We start from the raw sequence: 24510 nt of genomic DNA on the forward strand, positions 1-24510 counted from the left end.
CCGTTTTACTATGTCTGATAATTTATAACATTTCGTACGGTTGGAAAAATGTTACTAAATGCCCGTCAGGCAGGGAGGCCGATATGCCCGTTGACTTTCTGACCACTGAGCAGACTGAAAGCTATGGCAGATTCACCGGTGAACCGGATGAGCTTCAGCTGGCACGATATTTTCACCTTGATGAAGCAGACAAGGAATTTATCGGAAAAAGCAGAGGTGATCACAACCGTCTGGGCATTGCCCTGCAAATTGGATGTGTCCGTTTTCTGGGCACCTTCCTCACCGATATGAATCATATTCCTTCCGGCGTCCGGCATTTTACCGCCAGACAGCTCGGGATTCGTGATATCACCGTTCTTGCAGAATACGGTCAGAGGGAAAATACCCGCCGTGAGCATGCAGCGCTGATACGTCAGCACTATCAGTATCGTGAATTTGCCTGGCCCTGGACATTTCGCCTTACCCGTCTTTTATATACCCGGAGCTGGATAAGCAACGAACGTCCTGGCCTGCTTTTCGATCTGGCGACAGGGTGGCTTATGCAACATCGTATTATTCTCCCCGGAGCCACTACGCTGACCCGGTTGATTTCAGAGGTAAGGGAAAAGGCGACGTTGCGCCTGTGGAACAAACTGGCACTGATACCGTCAGCCGAACAGCGTTCACAGCTGGAGATGCTGCTGGGGCCAACTGATTGCAGCCGCCTGTCTTTACTGGAATCACTGAAAAAGGGCCCTGTGACCATCAGTGGTCCGGCGTTTAATGAAGCAATTGAACGCTGGAAAACTCTGAACGATTTTGGCCTGCATGCTGAAAACCTGAGTACACTCCCGGCTGTGCGCCTGAAAAATCTCGCACGTTATGCTGGTATGACTTCGGTGTTCAATATTGCCAGGATGTCACCGCAGAAAAGGATGGCGGTTCTGGTTGCCTTTGTCCTTGCATGGGAAACGCTGGCGCTGGATGATGCATTGGACGTTCTGGGGTTCTAAGCGGGAATCCCAGAAAATTCCGTCATTCCGTATGATGAAAATTCAGTCGACTCCTCGCTTGACGTGACGAGCGCCAAAAGCCTGCCGCATCTGCCTGGCGCGCTCGAGCTCATCGCCATGCAAATACATCGACGTCGTGGCGATCGACGCATGGCGTAGGTTGTCGCGCACCGCGGTGAGCTGAGCTCCCCGGGCCAACGCATGGCTGGCATGACTGTGACGCATCCAATGAGGCGTGGCACGGCGCAGCTTTTCGGCGGCGACCGGATGATCGGCCTCAATGGCCTCAGCGGCTTGCGTAAAGAATCTTCGCAACACGCACCAAAGGTGAGGGCCGGTGATGCCGGCATTACCGTCTTCCCCAAGACTGCCCACCAGGGGCGTTTTCGGATTCCACCGTTCCCGGCTGACTGGCAGTTGACGCTGTGCCAAGTATTGGTCCAGCGCCGTATACGCGAGCGGCGGCAAGGCCACCTTACCTGGTTTGCCACCTTTGCCAACCAAATGCAGCCAGTGGTCACCGTGCTCGTCGAGGCGGACATTACCCAGGACGGCGCCGACCAGTTCGCTAGCGCGCAGGCCCGTGGCATAGCCGAAGTCGAGCATGAAGCGCAGGCGTTGTGCTGCCGGCTCGGACCAGCCGTAGGACCATTCCAGGCCGTCTGCAATGGCGCGCAGCAGTAGCCATTCTCCCTCGGTAAAGCCTCGCGCCGTATCCAGTGCGGGCCGCAAGGCGTGACCGCGTACCTTGACGCCGGCGAAAGGGTTGGCCAGCACATAGCGCTGCTCGATGAGCCACCGGAACAGCGCCGAGAGCACCGTCAGCGCATACGCTGCCGAGCGTGCGGACAAGCCGCCCGAGAAGGGGCGCCATTCCACCGAATCGCGTGGTCGAGGTGGCCCCACCCAACGCTCGCGCGGGGTCGGGTGCCGGACAAAGGCCCGGTACGCGATTGCATCGTCCGTGGTCAGGGATGATAGCGCCCGTCCGCGTTCGACGATGGCCCACAGGATTAGCCGCGCAGCCTCCTTGCGATAGGCGCGCTGTGTGGCGACAGTCTCGTGCAGCGCCAGCCAGGCCTGCACGGCCTCGTAGTCGTTGGTCGCATTCAGCGTGCAAGCGTTGCGCGGGGCCCGGAAATTGCCCTGCGAGCCGTCGACTTCGTTCGGCAGACGCAACTGCTCCCACGGCACGATGCCGCTGGGCTGAATAATCGGGATCAGGGCCCGGGCGCGCTCGGTGAGCTGCGGATGTGCGGCAAAGAAAGCCTCGACCTGCCGGGCGCCTGTCATGCCGAGTCCCTCGATGGCTTTCCACCAGCCACGCCGGCGGGGAATGCGCACGGTCAGCGCCGAGAGGGTGTGGATACCGTACGCCTGCAGTGCCCTGACGGTCCTCGGAGACAGCCACTGGTCGATGCTGTCGCTGATCTGGGGCTTCGGCGCCGGCAGCGTGGGCAAGAGCCGGATCGCGCGTTCGACGGCACCCGCGCGCCCCTGTCGCTCTTCGGGGGCGTGCTGGAACACGTCGGCCAGATCCGGCCGGTGGCGGCTGTTGGCGAAAACGATGAGCTGGCGGCGGATATGCCCCAGCATCCCTCGCGCTGATTGACCGGCGGCCTTGCGTGCCGCCAGGTAGTGTTCAACGGCCGCGCGAGAGCTGAGTCCCGCGTACCAGCCGCGCAAGGCAGCCAGCGAATCCGCATCGGGAAAGCCGACTGGGGTAGAACTCGAAGCCGTAGTCTGGCCCGTTTTCATATGGACAGGTTGCGATTCGAAAAGCGAGTAACGCGATAATAACGATTATTTCAGTAGAATCGAAAATGCCCCATGTTTCTACGAAACCTCAAGATAGCAAGAACGGGCCATGAGCAAGAAGAACAAGCTACTCAGCGTCCTATCCGACGCCGAACAGGAGGCCTTGTATGGCCTGCCGGAGTTCGATGATGCGCAGCAGCTGGAATATCTGGCTGTGACAGAAACCGAGTTGGCGCTTGCCAACAGCCGGCCCAGTCTTCATGCCAAGGTCTATTGCCTCTTGCAGATCGGCTACTTCAAGGCCAAGCATGCCTTCTTCAGTTTCGACTGGGACGAAGTCGAGGACGATTGCGCTTTCGTGCTGAGCCGCTATTTCCACGGCGAGGTGTTCGAACCCAAGGCGATCACCAAGCATGAACGCTACACCCAGCGCGAGCAGATCGCCAAACTATTCGGCTACTGGCCGTGGTCGGCCGCCTTCCTGCCGCAGCTCGAGCAGCAGGCCGCACGGACCGTGCGGCGTGACGTAACGCCGGGGTTCGTCGCCGCCGAGCTGATCGTCTGGCTCAATGAGCACAAGATTATCCGGCCCGGCTATACGACCTTGCAAGAGTTGGTCAGCGAAACGCTATCCGCCGAGCGCCGGCGCCTGGGCAATCTGCTGGAGCAAGCGTTGGACGAATCTGCCAAGGCCGCGCTGAGCCAGCTTCTGGTCCGTGATGACACCCTGTCGCAACTGGCGGCGCTCAAGCAGGACGCCAAGAATTTCGGCTGGCGCCAGATGGTCCGCGAGCGCGAAAAGCGCGCCACGCTGGAGCCGCTGCACGCAATCGCCAAGACACTGCTGCCTAAACTCGACGTCTCGCAGCAGAACCTGCTGTACTACGCGAGCCTGGCAAACTTCTACACCGTCCACGACCTGCGCAATCTGAAGGCCGATCAGACCCAACTCTACCTGCTGTGCTATGCCTGGGTACGCTACCGGCAGCTCTCCGACAACCTGGTCGATGCGATGGCGTACCACATGAAGCAGTTGGAGGACGAAAGCAGCGCTGGTGCCAAACAATCCTTTGCCGACGAGCAGGTGCGCCGTCAGCAGGAAACGCCGCGGGTAGGCCGCCTGCTGTCACTCTACGTTGATGATAGCGTGGCCGATCCCACGCCCTTCGGCGAGGTGCGGCAGCGCGCCTACAAGATCATGCCTCGCGATACGCTGCAAACCACGGCGCAGCGTATGAGCGTGAAGCCGGCGAGCAAGCTGGCCTTGCAGTGGCAGGCGGTGGACGGGCTGGCCGACCGCATGCGCCGCCATCTTCGTCCACTGTACGTTGCGCTCGACCTCTCCGGCTCCAATCCAGACAGTCCATGGCTTGCCGCGCTGGCCTGGGCCAAAGGTGTTTTTGCCAAGCAGCAGCGGCTGTCGCAACGGCCACTCGACGAGTGGCCCGCGGCGACACTTCCGAAACGCTTGCGGCCGTACCTGCTGACCTTCGACGCCGACGGTAAACCAACCGGCCTGCACGCTGACCGCTACGAGTTCTGGCTGTACCGCCAGATCAGGAAGCGTCTCCAATCGGGTGAACTCTACCTCGACGACAGCCTGCAACACCGGCACTTCTCAGATGAACTGGTTGAGATGGACAGGAAGATCGATGTGCTCGCAAAAATGGAGATCCCCTTCCTGCAGCAACCCGTCCATGCCCAACTCGATGCGCTGACTGCCGAACTGCGCACGCAGTGGCTGGCGTTCAACCGCGAGCTGAAACAGGGCAAGCTGACGCACCTCGAATACAACAAGGACACGCAGAAACTGACCTGGCGCAAGCCCAAGAGCGAGAATGAGAAAGCGCGCGAAAAGGCATTCTACGAGAAGCTTCCGTTCTGCGACGTGGCCGACGTGTTTCGCTTCGTCAACGACGAGTGCAAGTTTCTGTCGGCGTTCACGCCCATGCAGCCGCGCTACGCGAAGAAGGTCGCCGACGCTGACAGCCTGATGGCGGTCATCATCGCGCAAGCGATGAACCACGGCAACCACGTCATGGCGCGCACCAGCGACATCCCGTACCACGTGCTGGATAGCGGCTACCAGCAGTACCTGCGCCAGGCAACGCTGCACGCGGCCAACGACTGCATCAGCAACGCCATCGCCACGCTACCGATCTTCCCATACTACTCGTTCGACCTCGAAACGCTGTACGGTGCCGTCGACGGGCAGAAATTCAGCGTCGAACGGCCGACCGTGAAGGCGCGCTATTCGCGCAAGTACTTCGGGCGCGGCAAGGGCGTGGTCGCCTACACGCTGCTGTGCAACCACATCCCGCTCAACGGCTACCTGATCGGCGCGCACGACTACGAGGCCCACCACGTGTTCGACATCTGGTATCGCAACACGTCGGACATCATGCCGACCGCGATCACCGGCGACATGCACAGCGTCAACAAGGCCAACTTCGCCATCCTGCATTGGTTTGGCCGGCGGTTCGAGCCGCGCTTCACCGACCTCAACGCGCAATTGAAAGAACTCTACTGCGCTGACGATCCAGCACAGTATCAGGCGTGCCTGATTCGGCCAGTCGGGAAAATCGACTGCGATCTCATCCATCGCGAGAAGCCGAACATCGACCGGATCGTCGCCACACTCGGGCTGAAGGAAATGACGCAGGGCACGCTGATCCGCAAGCTGTGCACCTACACCACGACGAACCCGACGCGGCGCGCGATCTTCGAGTTCGACAAGCTCATCCGCAGCATCTACACGCTTCGCTACCTGCGCGATCCGCAACTGGAACGCAACGTGCACCGCTCGCAAAATCGCCTCGAGTCCTACCATCAGCTACGCTCGGCCATTGCCCAGGTCGGCGGTAAGAAGGAACTGACCGGTCGCACCGACATTGAAATCGAGATCAGCAACCAGTGCGCACGGCTGATCGCCAACACGATCATTTTCTACAACTCGGCAATCTTGTCGCGGCTGGTGACCAAGTACGAGGCGGCCGGCAACAGCAAGGCGCTGGCACTCATCACAAAAATTTCGCCTGCGGCATGGCGGCACATCCTGCTCAACGGGCACTACACCTTTCAAAGCAGCGGCAAGACGATCGATCTCGATGCGATCGTCGCAGGCCTGGAACTGGAGTGACGGAATTTTCAGCGGTTCCGTGTTAGCAGCAGTGTAAAACTGACCCACCCCAGCGAAGTAAAACTGATCCACCTGGGCTAGTTTGGCGGCCTTTTCGAGGCCGTCGATGTTGACCCAGGAGCAAACCGTGGAAATCAGAGTTCTTGCCCGACAGGGCCACTCCATCCGGCACATCGCCCGCACGTTGGGGGTCTCGCGCAATACCGTGCGCCGCTACCTCCGCGATCCGTCGGTAGCGCGATACCAGCCCCGTGAACCACGCCCCACCAAACTGGGGCCATTTGAATCTTATCTGCGGCAACGGGTCGAGCAGGCCCACCCCATCTGGCTGCCTGCCACCGTCCTGAATCGGGAAATCCGCGCTCAAGGGTATGGCGGCGGTCTCTCGTTATTGCGCGCCTTCCTCGCCACGCTCAAGCCCGCCCGCCGCGAAGCAGGTCCGGCCGTCCGTTTCGAGACCGAGCCCGGACGGCAGTTGCAGGCTGATTTCGTGGTCTTGCGCCGGGCCAGATCCCCCATGTCGGCCTTCGTCGCCACGCTGGGATACAGCCGCATGACGTTTGTCACCTTCGTACCGGACGAATCCTTCGAGTCCGTGCGGGACTCCCTGTTGCTGGCTTTTGACTATCTGGGCGGTGTGCCCCGCGAGGTGTTGTTCGACAACATGAAGACCGTGGTGCTGGAACGCGATGCCTACGGTGACGGCAAGCACCGTTTTCACCCCGGCTTGCTTCAACTGGCCGATGACCTGGGGTTCCGGATCCGGCTGTGTCGCCCGTATCGGGCCCAGACCAAAGGCAAGGTCGAGCGCTTCAATCGCTACTTCCGCGAGAGCTTCTACAACCCGTTGCTGACCCGGATGAAGGGCACGGGGCTGCTGCTCGATTGTGCTGCTGCCAACCGACGCGTCCGTGACTGGTTGGCAGACGAGGCGAATGTGCGGGTCCACGCCACCCTGAACGAGCGCCCCATCGACCGTTGGCGGCAGGAGCGGGAACACCTGCAACCCTTGCCATCCCGTGTGCGGCGCGACGAGGCCCCCCTGCTGGATAACAGTCTCCGCCCGGTACCACTGGAATCTCTCCAGCACCCACTGTCTGTCTATGACGCAATTGGGGAGGCCTGCCGATGAACCTCCAGCATGAGCGGATCGACGCCCTGTGCCAGCAACTCAAACTCGAACGGGTGGCAACGCATTACCCCGTCCTGGCGCAGCAGGCGGTGCGCGAGGACTTCAGCTTCACCGACTTCCTGGAACACCTGTTGCGGCATGAAGCGGGGTGTCGCCAGCAGCGCAGCCGCGAACTGCTGACGCGGATGGCTTGCTTCCCGGGCATCAAGACCCTGGAGGACTATGACTTCAGCTTCAACCCCGGCGTGCCCAAGGCACTGGTGCAGGAGCTGGGCAGTCTGGCGTTTGTCGAACGGGCCGAGAACGTGGTGCTGATCGGACCCTCTGGCATCGGCAAGACCCACCTCGCCATCGCCTTGGGTTACAAGGCCGCGCAAGCCGGGGTCAAGACACGCTTCATCACGGCAGCCGACCTGATGCTGCAACTGAGCACGGCGCAGCGACAAGGGCGGCTGAAGGAATACTTCAACCGCGCCATCCTCGGTCCACGGCTGCTGGTGATCGATGAGATCGGCTACCTGCCTTTCGGACGCGAGGAAGCGAACCTGTTCTTTCAGGTGGTGGCGAAGCGCTATGAGAAAGGGGCGATGATCCTGACCTCGAACCTGCCGTTCAGCCAGTGGGCCGACGCGTTTGCCGGCGATACCACCCTGACAGCCGCGATGCTGGATCGGCTGCTGCACCATGCCCATATCCTGACCCTGAGCGGCGAAAGCTACCGCTTGAAGGACAAGAGGAAGGCGGGAGTGGTCAGGAAAAATTCCAAACCCGAATGATCCAGGTGGGTCAGTATTACTTTGGTGATTCAGGGGTAAAGTGGGTCAGTTTTCAGTTGGTGTTGACACCGGCGTACCCTCGGTGCTATCTTCGCGCCCCAATAGTCGGGGCTTGGCCAGGACTTCCTGAGGCCGTCCGTAACGTGGATGCCGAGGTCAGGCGAGGTGGCCGACCCATGAACGCCGACCTGAGCAGTTACAGCCGTTACAGCCTCTGGAGAGGGAGCGGCTTGCCGCTCGGTGATAATCCCAGCTGTAGCGGCCTGATTACATCCGGCCGCTACACCTAGCTCCACCTTCAAACAAGGAATATCGTTGATGTCACTGTATCGCCGTCTAGTTCTGCTGTCTTGTCTCTCATGGCCGCTGGCTGGCTTTTCTGCCACCGCGCTGACCAACCTCGTCGCGGAACCATTCGCTAAACTCGAACAGGACTTTGGCGGCTCCATCGGTGTGTACGCGATGGATACCGGCTCAGGCGCAACTGTAAGTTACCGCGCTGAGGAGCGCTTCCCACTGTGCAGCTCATTCAAGGGCTTTCTTGCTGCCGCTGTGCTGGCTCGCAGCCAGCAGCAGGCCGGCTTGCTGGACACACCCATCCGTTACGGCAAAAATGCGCTGGTTCCGTGGTCACCCATCTCGGAAAAATATCTGACAACAGGCATGACGGTGGCGGAGCTGTCCGCGGCCGCCGTGCAATACAGTGATAACGCCGCCGCCAATTTGTTGCTGAAGGAGTTGGGCGGCCCGGCCGGGCTGACGGCCTTCATGCGCTCTATCGGCGATACCACGTTCCGTCTGGACCGCTGGGAGCTGGAGCTGAACTCCGCCATCCCAGGCGATGCGCGCGATACCTCATCGCCGCGCGCCGTGACGGAAAGCTTACAAAAACTGACACTGGGCTCTGCACTGGCTGCGCCGCAGCGGCAGCAGTTTGTTGATTGGCTAAAGGGAAACACGACCGGCAACCACCGCATCCGCGCGGCGGTGCCGGCAGACTGGGCAGTCGGAGACAAAACCGGAACCTGCGGAGTGTATGGCACGGCAAATGACTATGCCGTCGTCTGGCCCACTGGGCGCGCACCTATTGTGTTGGCCGTCTACACCCGGGCGCCTAACAAGGATGACAAGTACAGCGAGGCCGTCATCGCCGCTGCGGCTAGACTCGCGCTCGAGGGATTGGGCGTCAACGGGCAGTAAGGCTCTGAAAATCATCTATTGGCCCACCACCGCCGCCCTTGCGGGCGGCATGGATTACCAACCACTGTCACATTTAGGCTAGGAGTCTGCGCGGCAGAGCCGTGTGACCGGTTTTCTGTAGAGCACTGACGATGGCGGCGGCGCTCTCTGCAATTGGCAAGGCGTCGGCGCCAAGGATACCAATCTTGCGGCGCGCGGCGTGTTATGACGACTGGGGTGCATTTGAGCCGCCCCATTTAACCTTCGCCCTCACAGATACGCCATTCGCCTCAGATTTAGCGCCATGCAGACGAGCTTCCACTCGGCTTGCACCTTGTCCAGGCCCCTCATGCTGAACTGACGCAATCCCATCACCGCCTTGATCCAACCATTCGGAGCCTCCACGATCGACTTGCGCCGGCGGTAAGCTGCATCGCCTTGCTCCGTTTTCAATTTCGCCGCAATCGCCGCCGTATGCGGATGGGTCTTGGCATTGACCTTGGCATCTTCACGTCCCTCGCGGCCGAGGGCAACGATGACATCGCCGTGGTGATCGGCGACCTTTGCCAGAACAGCCTCACTACGGAATCCCGCATCCGCCAGCGTCTGGGCCGGCATTTCTCCGGTGTTGGCCTGAACTGCTGCCAGCATGCCCAGCAGCGCCTGACTGTCCGCGGCGCAGTTGGTCAACTCCGCCGCCACGATGATCTGGTGCTCGGCATCGACCGCTGTGTACCCGTTGTAGCTCTGCTCGGAGCCACCACCGGCGTGTTTCATGATCCGGCTGTCCGGATCGGTGAAGCTTTCCTGATCACGGTCATCCGGCACACCAAACTCGCGTTTGTACGAGCCACCGCCCTTGTCCGAGCCATCCGGATGGCGAGGCCGGCGGCCATCGTCTTCGCTGCGCCCCCGGGCCTGGTCCGCTTCACGCTGGCGCGCTTCCAGGCGCGCCTTTGCCGCCTGGATCGCCTCCAGGCGCTTCTCGCGGCGAGAAATCTCGGCAGGAATGTCCAGCTCCGGCTCGTTACGCTCCTGGTCGTCGGTAGCCTTGGCGCGATCAAGCAGCGCCTTGATCTCGCAATGCAATTCGTCCTCGGCCGGCTTCATGCGCTTATAGCTCATCGCCTTGTGGCGGCTGGCGTTGGCTTTTACCTTGGTGCCGTCGACCGCGATCGTGCCAAGCTTCACCAGCCCACATTCGCGCGCCAGTTGCACCACCTGAACGAACAAATTCTCAAGCTCGGTCAGGTGTAGGGCACGGAAGTCACTCAGCGTGCGGTGGGCCGGGAAGTTTCCAGCGGCCAGCACACGCAACGCGACATCCTCGTACAGCTTCCTGGCTAGTTTGCGCGAAGAGAAGACGCCGCTCGCGTAACCATAGATCAGCACTTTGACCATCATCGCCGGATGAAACGGCTGATTGCCCGGACCACCGCCGGCATACCGGGCGTGGAATGCGCTCAAGTCCAGCGTATCGACAGTCTCGCTGATGAAGTAGGCAAGATGCCCTTCAGGTAGCCACTCTCCCAGAGAAGGGGGCAGCAGATAGGATTGGTCGGGTCGGTAAGGAAGGTAACTGGCAGCCATCCCCGTATCGTCCTCGATCTTCCGCCGATTTGGCTTCTGCCGCGCAGGCTCCTAGGCCACCGTAGCTAAACATACGAGAAAAACCGCTTCTTGAGCGCTCTCTGAGACCACCTTGCCGACAACGCAGAAACGGTTGCGGAAAAATCGGCGTTTCCGGCGTACGCCACCCGACCTGGACGAACTATTGCGGACCTGGAACTGGAGTAGCGGAATTCCCCGGGGTTTCAGCGTCGCGCCACAGCGCCTCAGATAGATGCGGTAGCCTTTGGCGGGTCGTCATGCCGCGGACCACCCCCCCAAAAAATTCCACAATGCGGAATGGCGGAATTTTCTGGGGTTCCCGCTTACCCCCCCTCTCTGCGTCAAAAACAAAGGCCGTTCCTCCCTCACCGCTGATTTCACGACTCATCTCGTTAAAAATCTCATGGCTCTGTTGCGCTTCAGGCAACAGATAAACGCCGTCGCGCAGCATGGCGGCACCGGTATTTTTTAATGCCCGCCAGACACGCATACGTAATGTGGCCTGCTCAGTGGGCAGTGTCAGAATAAGGATATGTAGTTTCATAGTGTAGAGATTAATACATATGGTAGAGATTGCTACATATTTTCAGTCTTTCTAACCGTACATATCGCTATCTTTTTATGGTGCTCATAATTGCTCTTATCGGTACCGGTCTTGCTACCGTTGCACTGGGCCTGCTGGCGGGCGACAGGGCAGGGGGAGTCGGGAACGGCGCTGGCAATGAAGATGCTTGCTTATATTCTGGTCGCCCCGGTCGCTGATGCATTATGCGGGCCTTTTTATTCATATCGCCAATACAAGACTTTACATTCCAGCCCTTACATCCTCCCCGGGGGGATGCTAATCTTTTTATACCGTTGTCATTGTCTATTGAGGAAAGCAATCAGCGATGTACCCGATGTTTAAACGTTCGCCCCGTTATGTTCTGATGATCGTCATCATGGCCATTGGCATGATGATGTCGTCGATGGTGACGTTTGCGTCGCACGGTACAAACGGCCTGACAGGCTACGAGATGAATCTGCATGACGCAGAAGTCACCATGTCAATGCAGGATCACTCTCACGATTCGGATATCCCTCAGTCTGGCCACGCAGGCCATCATCAGACAGACCATTTCCATGAAACCCCTGAGCAGCCGCCCTCTGTAGAGATTTCCCTCTCTCCTGTAACAGACAGATGGTTGCCGCTTGCCGATCTTCGTAGCCCGGTTAAGGCCACGGACATCATTTACCGTCCTCCCAGCATCCGCCAGATCTGATCGCTGTTACCGGCAGTTTTTGCTGCCCGGCTTTAATCAACTTCAGATTTAGCGGAGAGGCTATGTATAAAGACTCTATCCAGGCGCGTCGAGAGATTGCGCGTAATTTCACTGCACTCAATTATCGTGTTGATCCCCTGCACTGGCAGACGCTCTGCATGGGCGTTAATCGCGACCTTCAGGCCAAAAAAATGCGTCCGAATGTCCCGGTTCCTTCACGGCGTAAAGTCATTCCGTTCCTGAAAATGATGCATCAGGAAACGGGCTCGATGCTCAAAGCGATCCTTGCCTTTGGCTTTGATGGCCCCTGGACATCCAGCGGCGGTTCATTTCGCCTGGCGCGAGAAATTGGGTTCGACATCGCCCACTATGCGAAAAACATTCACCACAAAAACGGGAAAGTCACCTTCCTGGAAATTGGTGCCGCCTGGGCGGGTTTTCGCGCTGAGGAATGTGCCGGCCATCAGGCGACGATTTCCGGGCTTTCCGGGGAGTTCAGGGAGCAACTTGGGGAAAGCGTATTCCTGCACTTCACTAATCTCACACCGTGGCATGCATCGCTGCCAAAAGGCGTGACTGAGCATCCTTACGTGACAGCAGCCGGGCTGGGAGCGCTGGAAAACAGAGGTGTTCAGGCAGGTGAGGTCGATATTATCTACTCCCAGGCAGCGGCCTATTTCGAACAGGATTACACGGCTTTCCTTCGCAGCGCTGCACGCCTGCTGAAAGAGGATGGCGTCCTGATCTTCAACCATGACCCTGTTCTGGCGAGCGCGATGGATGAAGTCGCCTGGGAGCACGGACTGCGGCTGGTCAGACGTAAGCAAATGGGAGGAATGAATGGCGCGATTGCCCGTTATCACCGGCTTCGTTCGTCCCCGGTAAGTCAGATGGTCTTCCCCGGCGTAAAGCGGGCAGAGGATGAAGAAGTGGTCTGTGAATCACTGGTTATGTCGGCGCTTCGTCGCAACGTAGAGGTGTAACGCCCGATATGTTGACGCGCAGACATTTTCTCACCACCACAGGAGCGTTGCTGATGACAACATTACTGCCGGGGGAAACCCTGGCAGCCTCTCTGGCTGAAAAAGTCAGTGAAACATGGCAAAAAATAAACACCCGCCGCAATCAACAAGAGGCGATAACGCCGGGCTGGGTTTTGCAGTCGCTCGGGCTTAAACCTGGCTCAACTGAACTGCGAAGAGCCATTTTTGAGCTGGTCAGGCGGATACCCTATCAGCTCGGTGCATGGAATGGCGAAAGCATGAGTCTGTTTCAGCAGGGCTTTGGCGACTGCCGTCATAAAGCCGCTGCTGCCGAACGACTGCTGACCGATGGTGGCATTACGGCAAAGCGAAAGCTGGTGCGGTTTGACTGGGCTGATTTGCCTGTACCTGCGGATATTCTGGCAATTTTGCCGCAAACACAGGGATTTCATGACACTGTGGCTTTTGAGCTACAGGGCAAAACATACCTGTTTGATGCCACCTGGGATATGGCCTTGCGCGGAGCGGGTTTCCCGGTGATGCCTTCCTGGGATGGCAACTCTGATACCTGGCCGGTGACTTCCCGGATGTCGACGCAGCAAACCGTACTAATGCCGCAGCCAGGGCAGGACATTTACAGCACTAACCAGATGAGCTGGCCGCAGCGCGAGAAAACCATGGCGTTTAATCAGGCACTGAATAACTGGCTGGAGGTCATTCGGGCTAACCGTGATGACTGGTGCACCATTATCCATAGTGATATTGAAGCCACCCGGTTGAGCCTGAAAACCTGTCTGGGACAACTGAGTTAATTCCCTTCTCGTCAGGAGGGGCTGCGCAGGGAAGCGGCGATAACACCTTCGACACTTTTTATGCTGCTTCAGGTATAACGCTGGGATACCTGAAGCTTTTTTATTTAACATCCAAGATAACAGACGAATCAGTATCCTCCTCACCCGGATAAAGCTTGTCATTTTTTTCAGGTCCCTCTATGCTTTGAATATCCCCCTGGGGGGGATGTGATTTCAAACCAAGAGATTTCCTGATGCTCAACATTCTTTCTAATCGTACCTATCGCCACCTGTTTATGGCACAGGTTATCGCCCTTATTGGCACCGGTCTGGCGACCGTTGCGTTAGGGTTACTGGCCTACGATCTCGCAGGTGACAGAGCCGGGGCAGTGCTGGGTACCGCGCTGGCTATCAAAATGAGCGCCTATATTCTTGTTGCGCCCGTGGCGGCGGCTTTTGCCGATAAATTCCCGCGTCGCACCATGCTGGTAACACTGGACCTGGTTCGCGCTCTCGTGGCTATCACGCTGCCTTTTGTCACCCAGATATGGGAAATCTACATCCTGATCTTCATTCTTCAGGCTGCCTCGGCGGCGTTTACGCCTACTTTCCAGGCAACTATCCCGGATATTCTTCCTGACGAACGTGAATATACCCGGGCGCTGTCTCTGTCACGTCTGGCCTACGATCTTGAAAGCGTCATCAGCCCTATGCTGGCGGCTGCACTGCTGACGGTCATGAGTTTCCACAACCTGTTTGCCGGTACGGCAGTCGGGTTCCTTGCTTCAGCAGCTCTGGTTGTTTCCGTGACACTGCCGAAGATGAAAGCGTTAACGGTCAAACGCAGCATCTATGACAAAACTACACGAGGTATGCGCATCTTCCTGAAAACGCCCAGACTGCGCGGCCTGCTGGCACTCAACATGGCCGTAGCGGCAGCGAGTGCAATGGTTATCGTCAACACCGTCGTTCTGGTTCAGGCGGACTTTGGTTTCTCACAGCGGTCTACCGCTATTGCGCTGGCCTTCTTCGGCGTGGGGTCCATGGTATCGGCCCTGGTTCTCCCCAGACTCCTCGACAACATGAGCGACCGTATGCCGATGCTTGCAGGTACGGCGCTTTTAGTCATTGGCCTGGGGTCAGGCATTTTCCTGAAGGATTACATCACGCTGGTTGTGCTCTGGGCACTGCTGGGGGTGGGCTATTCACTTTCTCAGACACCGGGTGGTCGCCTGCTGCGCCGTTCGTCAACAGCGGAAGACAGACCGGCGCTGTTTGCCGCCCAGTTTGCACTGTCACATTCATGCTGGCTGGTGACTTATCCGCTGGCCGGATGGGTTGGTGCGGCATGGGGGACACAGGCTTCATTCATCGCCCTGACTGTTGTGGCAACATTGTCGCTGGTCACCGCCGTACTTATCTGGCGTCCTGAGCATGAAGTGTACGCTCAGGTTCACAGCCACAAAGACCCGGAAACAAACAACGAATCGACCCATGAGCATGATTTCGTCATTGACGATGAACATCCGTCCTGGCCGAAGAAAGAGAAGTAATTTCCCAAAAAAAGACAACGTATCAGGAGAGGATAAGCCGATAAAAAGTGTGACCATGGCGTTGATACACATTATCTTATCCCTTCCACCTGGAGAGGATAAACCATGACCGTTCATGCATCACACCCTGACATTATTAAAAGACTTAAACGTGCCGCAGGGCACCTGAAAAGTACCATCCAGATGCTCGAAGATGAGAAAGCATGTCTGGATATCGCCCAGCAACTGCACGCTGTGGAAAAGGCGATAACGAATGCGAAGCGTACCTTAATTCATGACCATCTGGATCACTGCCTGGAGGATGCCCTTCATGCTGACCACACGGAGTCTGATAAGACGCTTAGCGAATTTAAAGAGATAACTAAATATCTTTAAGGCAAGCGAAACATGACTGATTTTTCCACTCTTTTACAGCAAGGCGTGGCCAATGCCTGGCTGTTCATCCCCAGCGCTATTTTGCTCGGTGCGCTTCACGGACTGGAGCCAGGGCATTCCAAAACGATGATGGCCGCCTTTATTGTGGCCATCCGGGGAACGGTCAAGCAAGCGGTATTACTGGGGCTTGCCGCGACAATTTCTCATACGTCTGTTGTCTGGCTCATTGCGTTCGGCGGAATGTATATCAGTCAGAAATTCACTGCTGAATCAGCCGAACCCTGGTTTCAGCTGATTTCCGCCGTCATCATTCTCGGTACGGCGGCATGGATGTTCTGGCGAACCTGGCGCGGCGAAAAGCTGTGGAAGATGGAGCAGGAAGAGGAACACAGCCACGGTCATCACGATCATGACGAAACCCGCATCATCGATACGGGCCATGGCAGCGTTGAACTCTCGATTTTCGAAGAAGGACAACCCCCTCACTGGCGTTTACGCTCGCTCAGCGGCAAGAAATGGGAAGCTCGCGACATTTCTCTGGTGACCAACCGTGGTCCAGGGACATTTTCACAGGTATTTGATTTCGTCGAAAAAGACGGGTTTATGGAATCGGCCCTGGCGATCCCGGAGCCACACAGCTTTGATGTTCGCCTGTCTTTAGGCCATCGCGGCCATGTGCATGATTATGATGTGGAATTCCGTGAACATGAACACGACCACGATCATTCCTCGCTGGAAGGTCTGGATGTTAATTCTCGCGAATATCAGGATGCTCACGAAAAAGCGCATGCGAACGACATCAAAAAACGTTTTGCGAATCGCAGCGTAACCACCGGACAAATAATCCTGTTCGGCCTGACCGGCGGCCTTATTCCTTGCCCGGCAGCCATTACCGTTTTGCTGCTCTGCATCCAGGTGAAGGAATTTACGCTCGGTGCCGCGCTGGTACTGTGTTTCAGCATCGGTTTAGCGATCACGCTGGTTTCAGTGGGCGCAGCGGCGGCTTTCAGCGTTCGTCAGGCAACCAAACGCTGGAGTGGCCTGGATACGCTGGCGCGGCGGGCTCCATACTTCTCAAGCGTACTGATTGCACTTGTCGGCATTTACATGGGCTATCACGGCTGGATCGGCGTAACGAGCTGATTTTCTCCTGTATGAATCTCACGCCTGAACCCACCAACCGGTGGGTTTTATATTTCTGAAGCCCATCATATTTTTATCCCCCTGCCGGGGATAGGAATTGAGCTTTTATAGCCGCTCATTTATCATCGACAATATCCCCCATGGGGGATGTAAAATTATAAATGGAATCTGCTATGCAAAAACAATATTTCAGTCAGTTCGTCACCGGAGTGTTACTCACTTCGTTCATCGCCATTCCTGCTCTGGCAGCGCAAGGTGGCTTCTCCGCAGAGAAAGAGCCTGTCGTCACTGAGCACATGTATGCCGGTCATAAAGTTCAGCAGGAGAATAGTCAAAGCCGGATTCAGATCGTATCGTCAATGCACGAAGGGGCGTGGATCACACTGGAAGGCAATGTTGTCAGCCAGCAGCAGGACGAGTGGTATACGTTCCGCGACCCAACCGGTACCATCAAAGTCCGCATCCCGCAGAAAGTCTGGAACGGGCAGCACTTCGATGCTCAGGACCTGGTACGGGTCAGTGGACCGGTAAGCCATGAAAATGATGGTTCAATTTTATATGTTGCAGTTATCAGCAAACCCTAAAACACAATTCTGACGGGCTATGTTTTTTTATATATATAGTTCGTCAACCAAACGTCCGCTTCTCGCTCTTAGCGGACATTAGCATAGGCTATTTACCATAACGCCGCATTACGCGCACCGCCCAGACTGACTCAGCGCGTTTCTGGCATATCCCCGGTAAAACAAGTAACAAACCACCCGAAAATGAACACCAGAAACGCGACTTAAGAATCTACCCTATGAATGGATATGCACTCAACCGAATCGATCTTGGTTTCAATCTTTTTTATCGGGATCAGGCTTCTTTTTAGGTAACTTCGGGGGCTTAACTTGCTGATGACTTTGCGTTCGGCGCGTAAGCCAGGGATGGTCAGCTTTAGGTTTAACATAGTATTTTGAGCGTAAATCAATACGGGCATTATCCACTCGTTCATGGACACTCTTTTCATCATCCAGTGGTATAGGCTCCGGGCCATCAACATACTTTTCCCAGCCCAGCGCTTTCCCGTCATACAGAACGTTAATTTCACCGTCAAAGTTCTCGCATACAGTAACAACCGAATGCCTAAGTCGATATCCCCGGCCCTCACTGCGTACCTGAAACGCACTGCTTTTGTACTGGAAAGTGAGATTTTTAGACAGAACGCGCTTCGCCTGTAGGCTGAAGATATAACCCAGTTCCTCTTCAGAATGGTGCACATCAAGATGAGCATTATCAGTAGTACGAGGCGACGTAGCGAACCGGTTGTTATAGGCTTCAATAAAGGTCGGCAACCATGCATTTGCTGTTTCAATATCACTGATATTCTGAAGCCGCATTTCTTTGACCAGCCTGTCCTGTAGTGTCTGATTGGCGCGCTCTACCCGCCCTTTTGCCTGCGGGCTGTTGGCATGGATTGGCTCGATGCCCAGTGTCTTTATCGCACGAGTGAACTGGGTCAGCTCACCTTCCCGCTCTGGGTTATTTACCCTGAATATACTGTGTCTATCAGAGTAGAGAGCGAGCGGTACGCCATGATCATTAAGGTAACCCCGGAGGGTTTCCATGTAAGCCCGGGTTGTTTCAGCAGGCACAAAACGCAACGCCATCAACGCACTGGTGGCATCATCAATGAAAACGATCAGTGTACATCTGGGGCCTCGATTTTCAAACCAGTCATGAGGTGAGCCATCAATCTGGATCAGTTCACCGTAAGATGGTCGTCGCATGCGGCGTTGATATATACGGGCAATTTTACGACGGCGTTCACGCCATAACCCCTCTTCTATCATCCACTTTCTGAGAGTTTCAACGGATAAAGATAAACCGTGTATCTCGCGCAATTTTTCGCACGCAAACGTAGGTCCAAAATCAGCGTAACGGCCTTTGAGGAGTGAAATTACTGTTGCTCTGAATTCAGTAGAAAAGGAATTATTAGGACGCTTTCCACGTCGGTGGGAAACCAGACCAGAAGGCCCTTCATTTCTATACCGTTGCACCAGACGTTTAACCTGCCGAATAGAAATGCCAATGCGTGCCGCAGCTTGTTCCTGAGTAATATGTCGATTAATTGACTCCTGAATAATCTGAAGTCGGTGGAGTTCCTTATGACTCATCGTAACAGTCTCTTTGATCATGAAAAATCCCCCAGAGAATTGTCTGGGGACATTTTAGAATGGTTCAAAGGAAGTGCGGACAAATTCCTGGACCTTCAGGAGTTAATTTATGCATTCATACGAGGACCGGATTCGGGCCGTCGAACTCTATTACCGGTACGGAAAGAAAGCCTCCGTTGTCGTCATGGAGCTGGGATATCCTTCCACAAAACAGCTGGGCCGTTGGGTTCGGATTTATGAAGAGAAGGGCGATTTACCCAGGGAATTAAAGCCAAGAGAACGCTATTCACGGACACAGAAAATTGCTGCTGTTGAGCATTATCTTACTCACGGTGGTTGCCTGTCGTACACTCGCCGAGCCATCGGCTACCCCAGTAACGAAATTCTAAAGCGCTGGATTGAAGAGTTTTACCCAAATGCGCGTCCCCTGGTCATTCGCTCAGGCACAAGCAAATGCTTCAGCCCGGAAGAGAGGTCTCAGGCCGTCCGGGAGCTCTGTAACCGACGTGGAACCGCGCGTAAAGTTGCACAAAGCATAGGCGTCAGCGTCCCGGTCCTGTACAAATGGAAGAAAGACCTTATCAGTGACGAGGCTTATCAATCCATGCGCAAACGAAAGGCAGCCCCTCAGGATAAAAATCAGGATGCTTTACTCGGTGAAATCCAGCGTCTCAGGAAGCAGGTTCATCAGCTGCAGCTCGAACGTGACATACTGACAAAGGCGAATGAACTGATAAAAAAAGATCTGGGCGTCAGCTTTCTGAAACTGAAAAACAGGGAGAAAACCCTGATAGTTGATGCCCTTAAGAAAAAGTACCCCGTTGCTGAGTTGCTAAGCGTTCTGCAACTTGCCCGCAGCTGTTATTTTTACCACAAAGCCAGCAAACGTCTGTACGATAAGTATGCGGAAATACGCGTGATCATGGCCGATATCTTTGAGGAGAATTACCGCTGTTACGGCTACCGGCGCCTTCACGCGATGCTTCGCAGTAACAACAGAGTTATTTCTGAAAAGGTTGTCCGCAGACTGATGGCAGAAGAGCAGCTCGTTGTTAAGCGCACCAGGCGACGACGATATAACTCTTACTGTGGCGAAATCGGTCCGGCACCGGAAAATTTACTCGCCCGGGATTTTAGTTCCTGCAGGCCAAATGAGAAGTGGCTGACCGATATTACGGAGTTCCAGCTTCCGGCTGGAAAAGTCTATCTGTCGCCGGTTATCGACTGCTTTGATGGCCAGGTTGTAAGCTGGTCGATAGGAACACGCCCGGACGCGACGCTGGTGAATACGATGCTCGATGACGCACTCGATACGCTCAGCGAACATGATAAACCGGTGATACACAGCGATCGTGGTGGCCATTACCGGTGGCCGGGCTGGCTTGAGCGTATCAACACCTCCGGACTTATAAGGTCCATGTCGCGCAAAGGATGCTCGTCGGATAATGCTGCGTGTGAAGGCTTCTTCGGGCGTATCAAAAACGAAATGTTCTATGGCAGAGACTGGGCGGGTATCACGCTGGAAAAATTTATCTGCTTCCTGGACAGGTACATACGCTGGTATAATGAGAAACGTATCAAGCTATCATTAGGTGCAATGAGTCCTGTGAAGTACCGGCAGCATCTTGGGATCACAACATAACAGTCCAGGAAAACATCCGCAGCCCCAAAGGGGACATTACAGCTTGGTGTTAACAGGACCCATACATCTCCTTGCCTCGCGGCATCTAAGAGGCTATCCTGATGTTGTCTAGGCATACAGGTGGCCTCGTGGTGTACTGACCCCAAAAAGTTGGACAGAATAAACGAGGCTTGACGATAAGAGTTCGCAGAAATGCGAGCTCTTTTTTGTTTTTAGGTGTGGATGAATTAACGTTTAAGTAGTCGAATTATCCATATTATTCACTACCTACACTACTGTTCACTCATTTTCAATGCTGTTGTAGGGCTTGCTCGCAAAACCTTTGGGAATCACTGAAAAGGCTAGAAATATGATCTATGCCTATCATTGTAGCCAAGGACATATCGATTTGCTCGTTATGTCCTCTGTCGGATCGCATTACTTTTATAGTCATCTAACCCATTATTTCAACAGGATTTTCAACCATATTTTCGACCAAGGTTTCCACTGCGGCATAAAGGTCTACGTCTGCTTCGGGTGCATGAATCGATACAACCAGACTGTATTTAGCTTCAGAATCAAATCGTTGCAAAGCGCCTCTGGTTCTCCACCAACCTTGTGCAGGATAAACAGCCAAATAACCACAACTAGCAAGCTCTGCTGCTGCCCCCCGCCATATATCCTGATGCAACGACCCTTTATGTCGTTGAGTAGCACCTAATGACCAGTTATCATCGTTACCGGTAGTCCCATGCTCACTCTCTTCAGACTCAGCTGCTGCATTGATGCGAGTTTTAAATTCGTCTAAAGATTCTGTTTGTCTTTTCATCGCAAAGCGAAGACGGTGGGATGGGTAATGATATCTTGATGAACTCCCCCGTGCTGAAGGGTTAGGTTCGATGAAATAAGACAATGTAACCCTGAGCTCTACCTGCGTATCCTGTAACTCCTGGAGCTGTTCCAGTGGCCAAGGTAGCGCATGTAAATTCAAGTCACGAGTTTTAATACCGTCGCGAGTCTTACGATAGGGGTACAAGCTGTCTTCAGCTACCAGTGTCAGACTATTTTTCACACTCCAGAGCGCACGTTCAACATCTGGTGAGCCCCAGCCGCAATGGCGTATAAGCTGTGCGAAGCCACTTTTATTGCGAGCAGGATACATACGCAACATAGCAGGTGTCCATTGCGCAGAGTGTGTGATCAGAGCACGGATCGTTTCTGGGCGATACTCAGGATATTGTGCCATTAACCTTGCAGCCATTCTGGCACACAGCGCAGAAGCTGCACTAGTTGCATTAGTTGTCCAAAATTGGCGGTGGGATGAAGCACTTGTTGTTAGTAATTCTAAACTCGCAAAGTTATCGACAAATTCTGTGTTAGCAGCTGCATTCCCCCCCTCAAAAACTACATCTGGCTTAAACGGCCAGACAGGTTCCCATCCCATTGAGGTAGTGGTGAAAGGACTTAATGCTCCTTGATCAGCAACCGGAATAAATTCAGGCTCATTTAACTCAACCTTGTCAGTAAATGCACCTACAGTTAATGCGTTCCATGACTGGCCCGGATCATGGATTTGATTAACTGAAAGACTGGCGGGATAGTTTCCCCAATGGTCGCGATCAACTATGTTCCCAGCGGAAAGAACAAACAACCGGGGAAAAGGGGTTTCTGCTAGCGCATCTACTGCCAGTGAATCGACCATTGATGACCAAGCTGAAGGGCGACCAAAGTCACGATAAGCAGTTGCTGTTACTGCTGAACTAAAAATACGTTTGCGCTGACCATTGAGAATTTCAGGACGTGTAACGGCTGAGCTGAACAGATATGCATGCTGTTTTGCGTCACCAACGTTGGCCCCATAATTTGGAGTAAGCTTAACTGACTCGAGTCGGTGTCCTACTTCTATTGCATCAGTAGAAGACAAAGCGTCAATCATATCGCCATAGATTGCAACTCCAGCCAACCCCGTACCATGGTTTGCGGTGTCATTGACTCCCCACGCGTCATTGACTGTATGCATGTCCTGCTGGTGCAAAACAGGTGCAAGCATAGCGTGCCCGCGATTAATGCCTGAATCCAACAAACAGATATAAGGTACATTGTCTTCGGGTGAAGGAACCTGGAGACGTCGCAGTGCATCATCCACCCAAAGCTGTTGTTCCAATGCTGGTAGTCCTTCGAAAAACTCAGCTGTATCTTTTGCACGCCGCAATTCTGCTACACAGTTTAAAACCAACCTAGCTTGAGAAAATTGGCTCTGAGAACCATACATCCAGGTTATGGTTCGCTCAGGAAAATCGACTTTGTGTTCGCTGACCTGGCATCCAGTCGCATGGCTTATTCGATGAAAATCAGTAACAACGGCATTTCTATTACCCCTCACTGGTAGCCATACTTCCCACCAAAATGCCTCATCCGGGTCAGATGGCAATAAACTCAAATCGTCTGTCCAAAGAGATTTAATTTCTGCAAGACGTATTGCTGATAATGTATTTATTAACGATTTATGGTCAGCGGAAACCCCGTCTGCGCGGCGTTTCTCAGTCAAATAATCCTGAATGTAATTTTCGAAATGCACTAGCTTTCCATCAGGCACAAATACATTTGCAGAGGTTATATCGCCCTCCTTATGTATACTTAAAACTTCTATGTGCTGAGCTTTGTTCCGCCCCCTCTCATTACCCAAGCTTTCAAATGCTAATTCAACATCAGGTTGCCCAATAAACTCAATTTGCATTCCGAGACCGCTAATTAGCTCAAGGTTTTCTTGCCCTTCACGAATTTGGGCCGACATTTCCTTAACCTGCTGCAGTTGAGTTCTTAGGGCTACTCCATGTGCTTGTCGATCCCGCTCAGGTAGTAAGGTAGAGCCACTCCCACCAAGAGAATGTGCTGTATAGGGCTGTGCTGTAGAATTTTTTGGTAAAGAGAGATGAAGCCTTTTATCGTTGGTTTGTTCCGTCATGTTTTAACTTGTTTTTTTCGTTAAGTGATAACTTACTACTGATCAAACGACGCTCTTCTAAAGCCTGCTTTAATATGGCAAGATCGACCTGCATGCGATCGCTCATGAGGGCATCTTTAATTGATTCATCGACAGCTCGACAAATTTCAGCATAGCTTAAACCAGCAACCTGTTTTTCTAATCCATTTTTACGGAAAGGCTTGGGCGCAAATGCTCCTAGTCGAGATTTTATTAAGTCGAGTGCCTGTTCTAACGTTGGCAAATGGTACTCAATAACATCATCAAAACGTCTGAACAACGCATAATCTAAAATTTCCGGATGATTAGTAGCAGCAATAATTATACTACTTGAGTTGTCTTGCTCGATCATCTGCAAAAAGCTATTGAGTACGCGGCGAATCTCACCTACATCATTTGTGAGGCTGCGTTGGGAGCCGATAGCATCAAACTCATCGAAAAAATAAACACCACGAATATCAGCAATAGCATCAAACACCTGCCGTAGCTTGGAAGCTGTCTCCCCCATAAACTTTGTAATCAGAGCATCAAAACGAACCTGAAACAAAGGAATACCAAGTTCACCAGCTAATGCTGATGCTGTTAAAGTTTTTCCCGTTCCAGGAGGACCGACTAACAAAACTTTTCGTCTTGGGGAAAGGCCATGCTCTTTGATTCGAGACATCATACGCTGTTCACGTATGAGCCGCTGCAGCTGAGAATGGGCAGAATGATCCAGAACAACATCGGCCAATCGGTATTCTGGCTGGCTAACAATCAATAAATTACCAAGATCTGTACGGTTTTTGGCCGCATTGGACAGGGGTACCAGCTTCCCACTTTTATCATTAGCCAGTTTTGCTTTTGCCTTGTCGAGAAGAGTTAAAAGCTCCTCAGCTAATCGTCCATGGCCCTGTTTCGCCTCATGCGCAGCAACCTGCATAGCCACTGAATAAAAGTGACCATCATCGCGACTAATGTGCGATTTGATAAGTGCCTTAAGTTGCTCTGCGCTAGCCACGTAAGTGATCCTGTTTTATGTGCCTGAAATTGACCTGCATATACATGAGAGTG

The 24510-nt window shown here is 54.4% G+C and carries 18 protein-coding genes and 3 pseudogenes; 15 read left to right on the forward strand and 6 right to left on the reverse strand.

Annotated elements, in window-relative coordinates:
* Window positions 1–83 precede the first annotated feature (83 nt).
* A pseudogene (locus tag AM329_RS24695) lies at window positions 84–983 on the forward strand (DUF4158 domain-containing protein); the annotation flags it as partial.
* Between the two features lie 51 nt (window positions 984–1034).
* On the opposite strand, the gene tnpR reads toward AM329_RS24695, so the two are convergent.
* Entirely contained in the window at window positions 1035–2750 is a 1716-nt protein-coding gene (tnpR, locus tag AM329_RS24700) for a Tn3-like element Tn4401 family resolvase TnpR (RefSeq protein ID WP_004152391.1), read from the reverse strand.
* A 109-nt stretch (window positions 2751–2859) separates the two neighbouring features.
* On the opposite strand from tnpR, the gene tnpA reads away from it, so the two are divergent.
* The 5 genes from tnpA to AM329_RS24725 all read left to right on the forward strand — a co-directional run bounded on the left by tnpA (window position 2860) and on the right by AM329_RS24725 (window position 8997).
* The gene (tnpA, locus tag AM329_RS24705; protein WP_004152392.1) at window positions 2860–5889 is read left to right on the forward strand and encodes a Tn3-like element Tn4401 family transposase; all 3030 of its coding nucleotides are present in this window, start codon (window positions 2860–2862) and stop codon (window positions 5887–5889) included.
* 106 nt (window positions 5890–5995) lie between these two features.
* Window positions 5996–7021, forward strand: a complete 1026-nt coding sequence (gene istA / locus AM329_RS24710; RefSeq protein WP_004199214.1) for an IS21 family transposase — start codon at window positions 5996–5998, stop codon at window positions 7019–7021.
* Window positions 7018–7797 carry an IS21-like element ISKpn7 family helper ATPase IstB gene (gene istB, locus AM329_RS24715; protein ID WP_004152394.1) on the forward strand — a complete coding sequence of 260 codons (780 nt, stop codon included), beginning with the start codon at window positions 7018–7020 and terminating at the stop codon, window positions 7795–7797. The genes istA and istB overlap by 4 nt, the downstream gene beginning before the upstream one ends.
* Window positions 7794–8087 carry a hypothetical protein gene (locus AM329_RS26375; RefSeq protein WP_305953344.1) on the forward strand — a complete coding sequence of 98 codons (294 nt, stop codon included), beginning with the start codon at window positions 7794–7796 and terminating at the stop codon, window positions 8085–8087. Before istB ends, AM329_RS26375 begins: the two co-directional genes overlap by 4 nt.
* A 28-nt stretch (window positions 8088–8115) precedes the next feature.
* On the forward strand, window positions 8116–8997 hold the full coding sequence (locus tag AM329_RS24725) for a carbapenem-hydrolyzing class A beta-lactamase KPC-3 (protein WP_004152396.1): 882 nt from the start codon (window positions 8116–8118) through the stop codon (window positions 8995–8997).
* 249 nt (window positions 8998–9246) lie between these two features.
* Here the strand turns inward: AM329_RS24725 and AM329_RS24730 are convergent, their stop codons facing one another.
* On the reverse strand, window positions 9247–10566 hold the full coding sequence (locus AM329_RS24730; protein WP_004152397.1) for an IS1182-like element ISKpn6 family transposase: 1320 nt from the start codon (window positions 10564–10566) through the stop codon (window positions 9247–9249).
* A 376-nt stretch (window positions 10567–10942) separates the two neighbouring features.
* Window positions 10943–11131, reverse strand: a pseudogene (locus tag AM329_RS26380) (chromate resistance protein); the annotation flags it as partial.
* A gap of 29 nt (window positions 11132–11160) precedes the next feature.
* On the opposite strand from AM329_RS26380, the pseudogene AM329_RS25735 reads away from it, so the two are divergent.
* The 8 genes and pseudogenes from AM329_RS25735 to AM329_RS24780 form a co-directional block, all read left to right on the forward strand.
* Window positions 11161–11368: pseudogene (locus tag AM329_RS25735) on the forward strand (MFS transporter); the annotation flags it as partial.
* A 109-nt stretch (window positions 11369–11477) separates the two neighbouring features.
* Window positions 11478–11849 carry a hypothetical protein gene (locus tag AM329_RS24745; protein ID WP_004196359.1) on the forward strand — a complete coding sequence of 124 codons (372 nt, stop codon included), beginning with the start codon at window positions 11478–11480 and terminating at the stop codon, window positions 11847–11849.
* Between the two features lie 62 nt (window positions 11850–11911).
* On the forward strand, window positions 11912–12832 hold the full coding sequence (locus tag AM329_RS24750; protein WP_004196315.1) for a methyltransferase domain-containing protein: 921 nt from the start codon (window positions 11912–11914) through the stop codon (window positions 12830–12832).
* A gap of 53 nt (window positions 12833–12885) precedes the next feature.
* Window positions 12886–13644 carry a hypothetical protein gene (locus tag AM329_RS24755; protein WP_004196325.1) on the forward strand — a complete coding sequence of 253 codons (759 nt, stop codon included), beginning with the start codon at window positions 12886–12888 and terminating at the stop codon, window positions 13642–13644.
* 233 nt (window positions 13645–13877) lie between these two features.
* Entirely contained in the window at window positions 13878–15176 is a 1299-nt protein-coding gene (nirA, locus tag AM329_RS24765) for an MFS transporter (protein ID WP_004196314.1), read from the forward strand.
* Between the two features lie 105 nt (window positions 15177–15281).
* Window positions 15282–15551: a nickel-sensing transcriptional repressor NcrB gene (locus tag AM329_RS24770; RefSeq protein ID WP_004196355.1), complete on the forward strand. Its 270-nt coding sequence runs from the start codon at window positions 15282–15284 to the stop codon at window positions 15549–15551.
* Window positions 15552–15563: 12 nt separating this feature from the next.
* The gene (locus tag AM329_RS24775; protein WP_004196366.1) at window positions 15564–16694 is read left to right on the forward strand and encodes a Ni(II)/Co(II) efflux transporter permease subunit NcrC; all 1131 of its coding nucleotides are present in this window, start codon (window positions 15564–15566) and stop codon (window positions 16692–16694) included.
* Between the two features lie 161 nt (window positions 16695–16855).
* Window positions 16856–17278, forward strand: a complete 423-nt coding sequence (locus AM329_RS24780; protein WP_032072095.1) for a nickel resistance OB fold protein NcrY — start codon at window positions 16856–16858, stop codon at window positions 17276–17278.
* 255 nt (window positions 17279–17533) lie between these two features.
* On the opposite strand, the gene AM329_RS24785 is transcribed toward AM329_RS24780, so the two are convergent.
* On the reverse strand, window positions 17534–18874 hold the full coding sequence (locus AM329_RS24785; RefSeq protein ID WP_004196353.1) for an IS1202-like element ISEsa1 family transposase: 1341 nt from the start codon (window positions 18872–18874) through the stop codon (window positions 17534–17536).
* An 88-nt stretch (window positions 18875–18962) separates the two neighbouring features.
* On the opposite strand from AM329_RS24785, the gene AM329_RS24790 reads away from it, so the two are divergent.
* On the forward strand, window positions 18963–20495 hold the full coding sequence (locus tag AM329_RS24790) for an IS3-like element ISKpn38 family transposase (RefSeq protein WP_015065592.1): 1533 nt from the start codon (window positions 18963–18965) through the stop codon (window positions 20493–20495).
* A gap of 433 nt (window positions 20496–20928) precedes the next feature.
* Here AM329_RS24790 and AM329_RS24795 read toward each other — a convergent pair whose 3' ends face one another.
* Together AM329_RS24795 and AM329_RS24800 are read right to left on the reverse strand one after the other, a co-directional pair.
* The gene (locus tag AM329_RS24795; protein WP_022644890.1) at window positions 20929–23439 is read right to left on the reverse strand and encodes a S8 family peptidase; all 2511 of its coding nucleotides are present in this window, start codon (window positions 23437–23439) and stop codon (window positions 20929–20931) included.
* Window positions 23417–24457, reverse strand: a complete 1041-nt coding sequence (locus tag AM329_RS24800) for an AAA family ATPase (protein ID WP_022644891.1) — start codon at window positions 24455–24457, stop codon at window positions 23417–23419. The genes AM329_RS24795 and AM329_RS24800 overlap by 23 nt, the downstream gene beginning before the upstream one ends.
* Window positions 24458–24510: the final 53 nt, after the last annotated feature.

This window comes from Enterobacter cloacae complex sp. AR_0002, from assembly GCF_001922365.1.
Classification (GTDB): domain Bacteria; phylum Pseudomonadota; class Gammaproteobacteria; order Enterobacterales; family Enterobacteriaceae; genus Enterobacter; species Enterobacter hormaechei_C.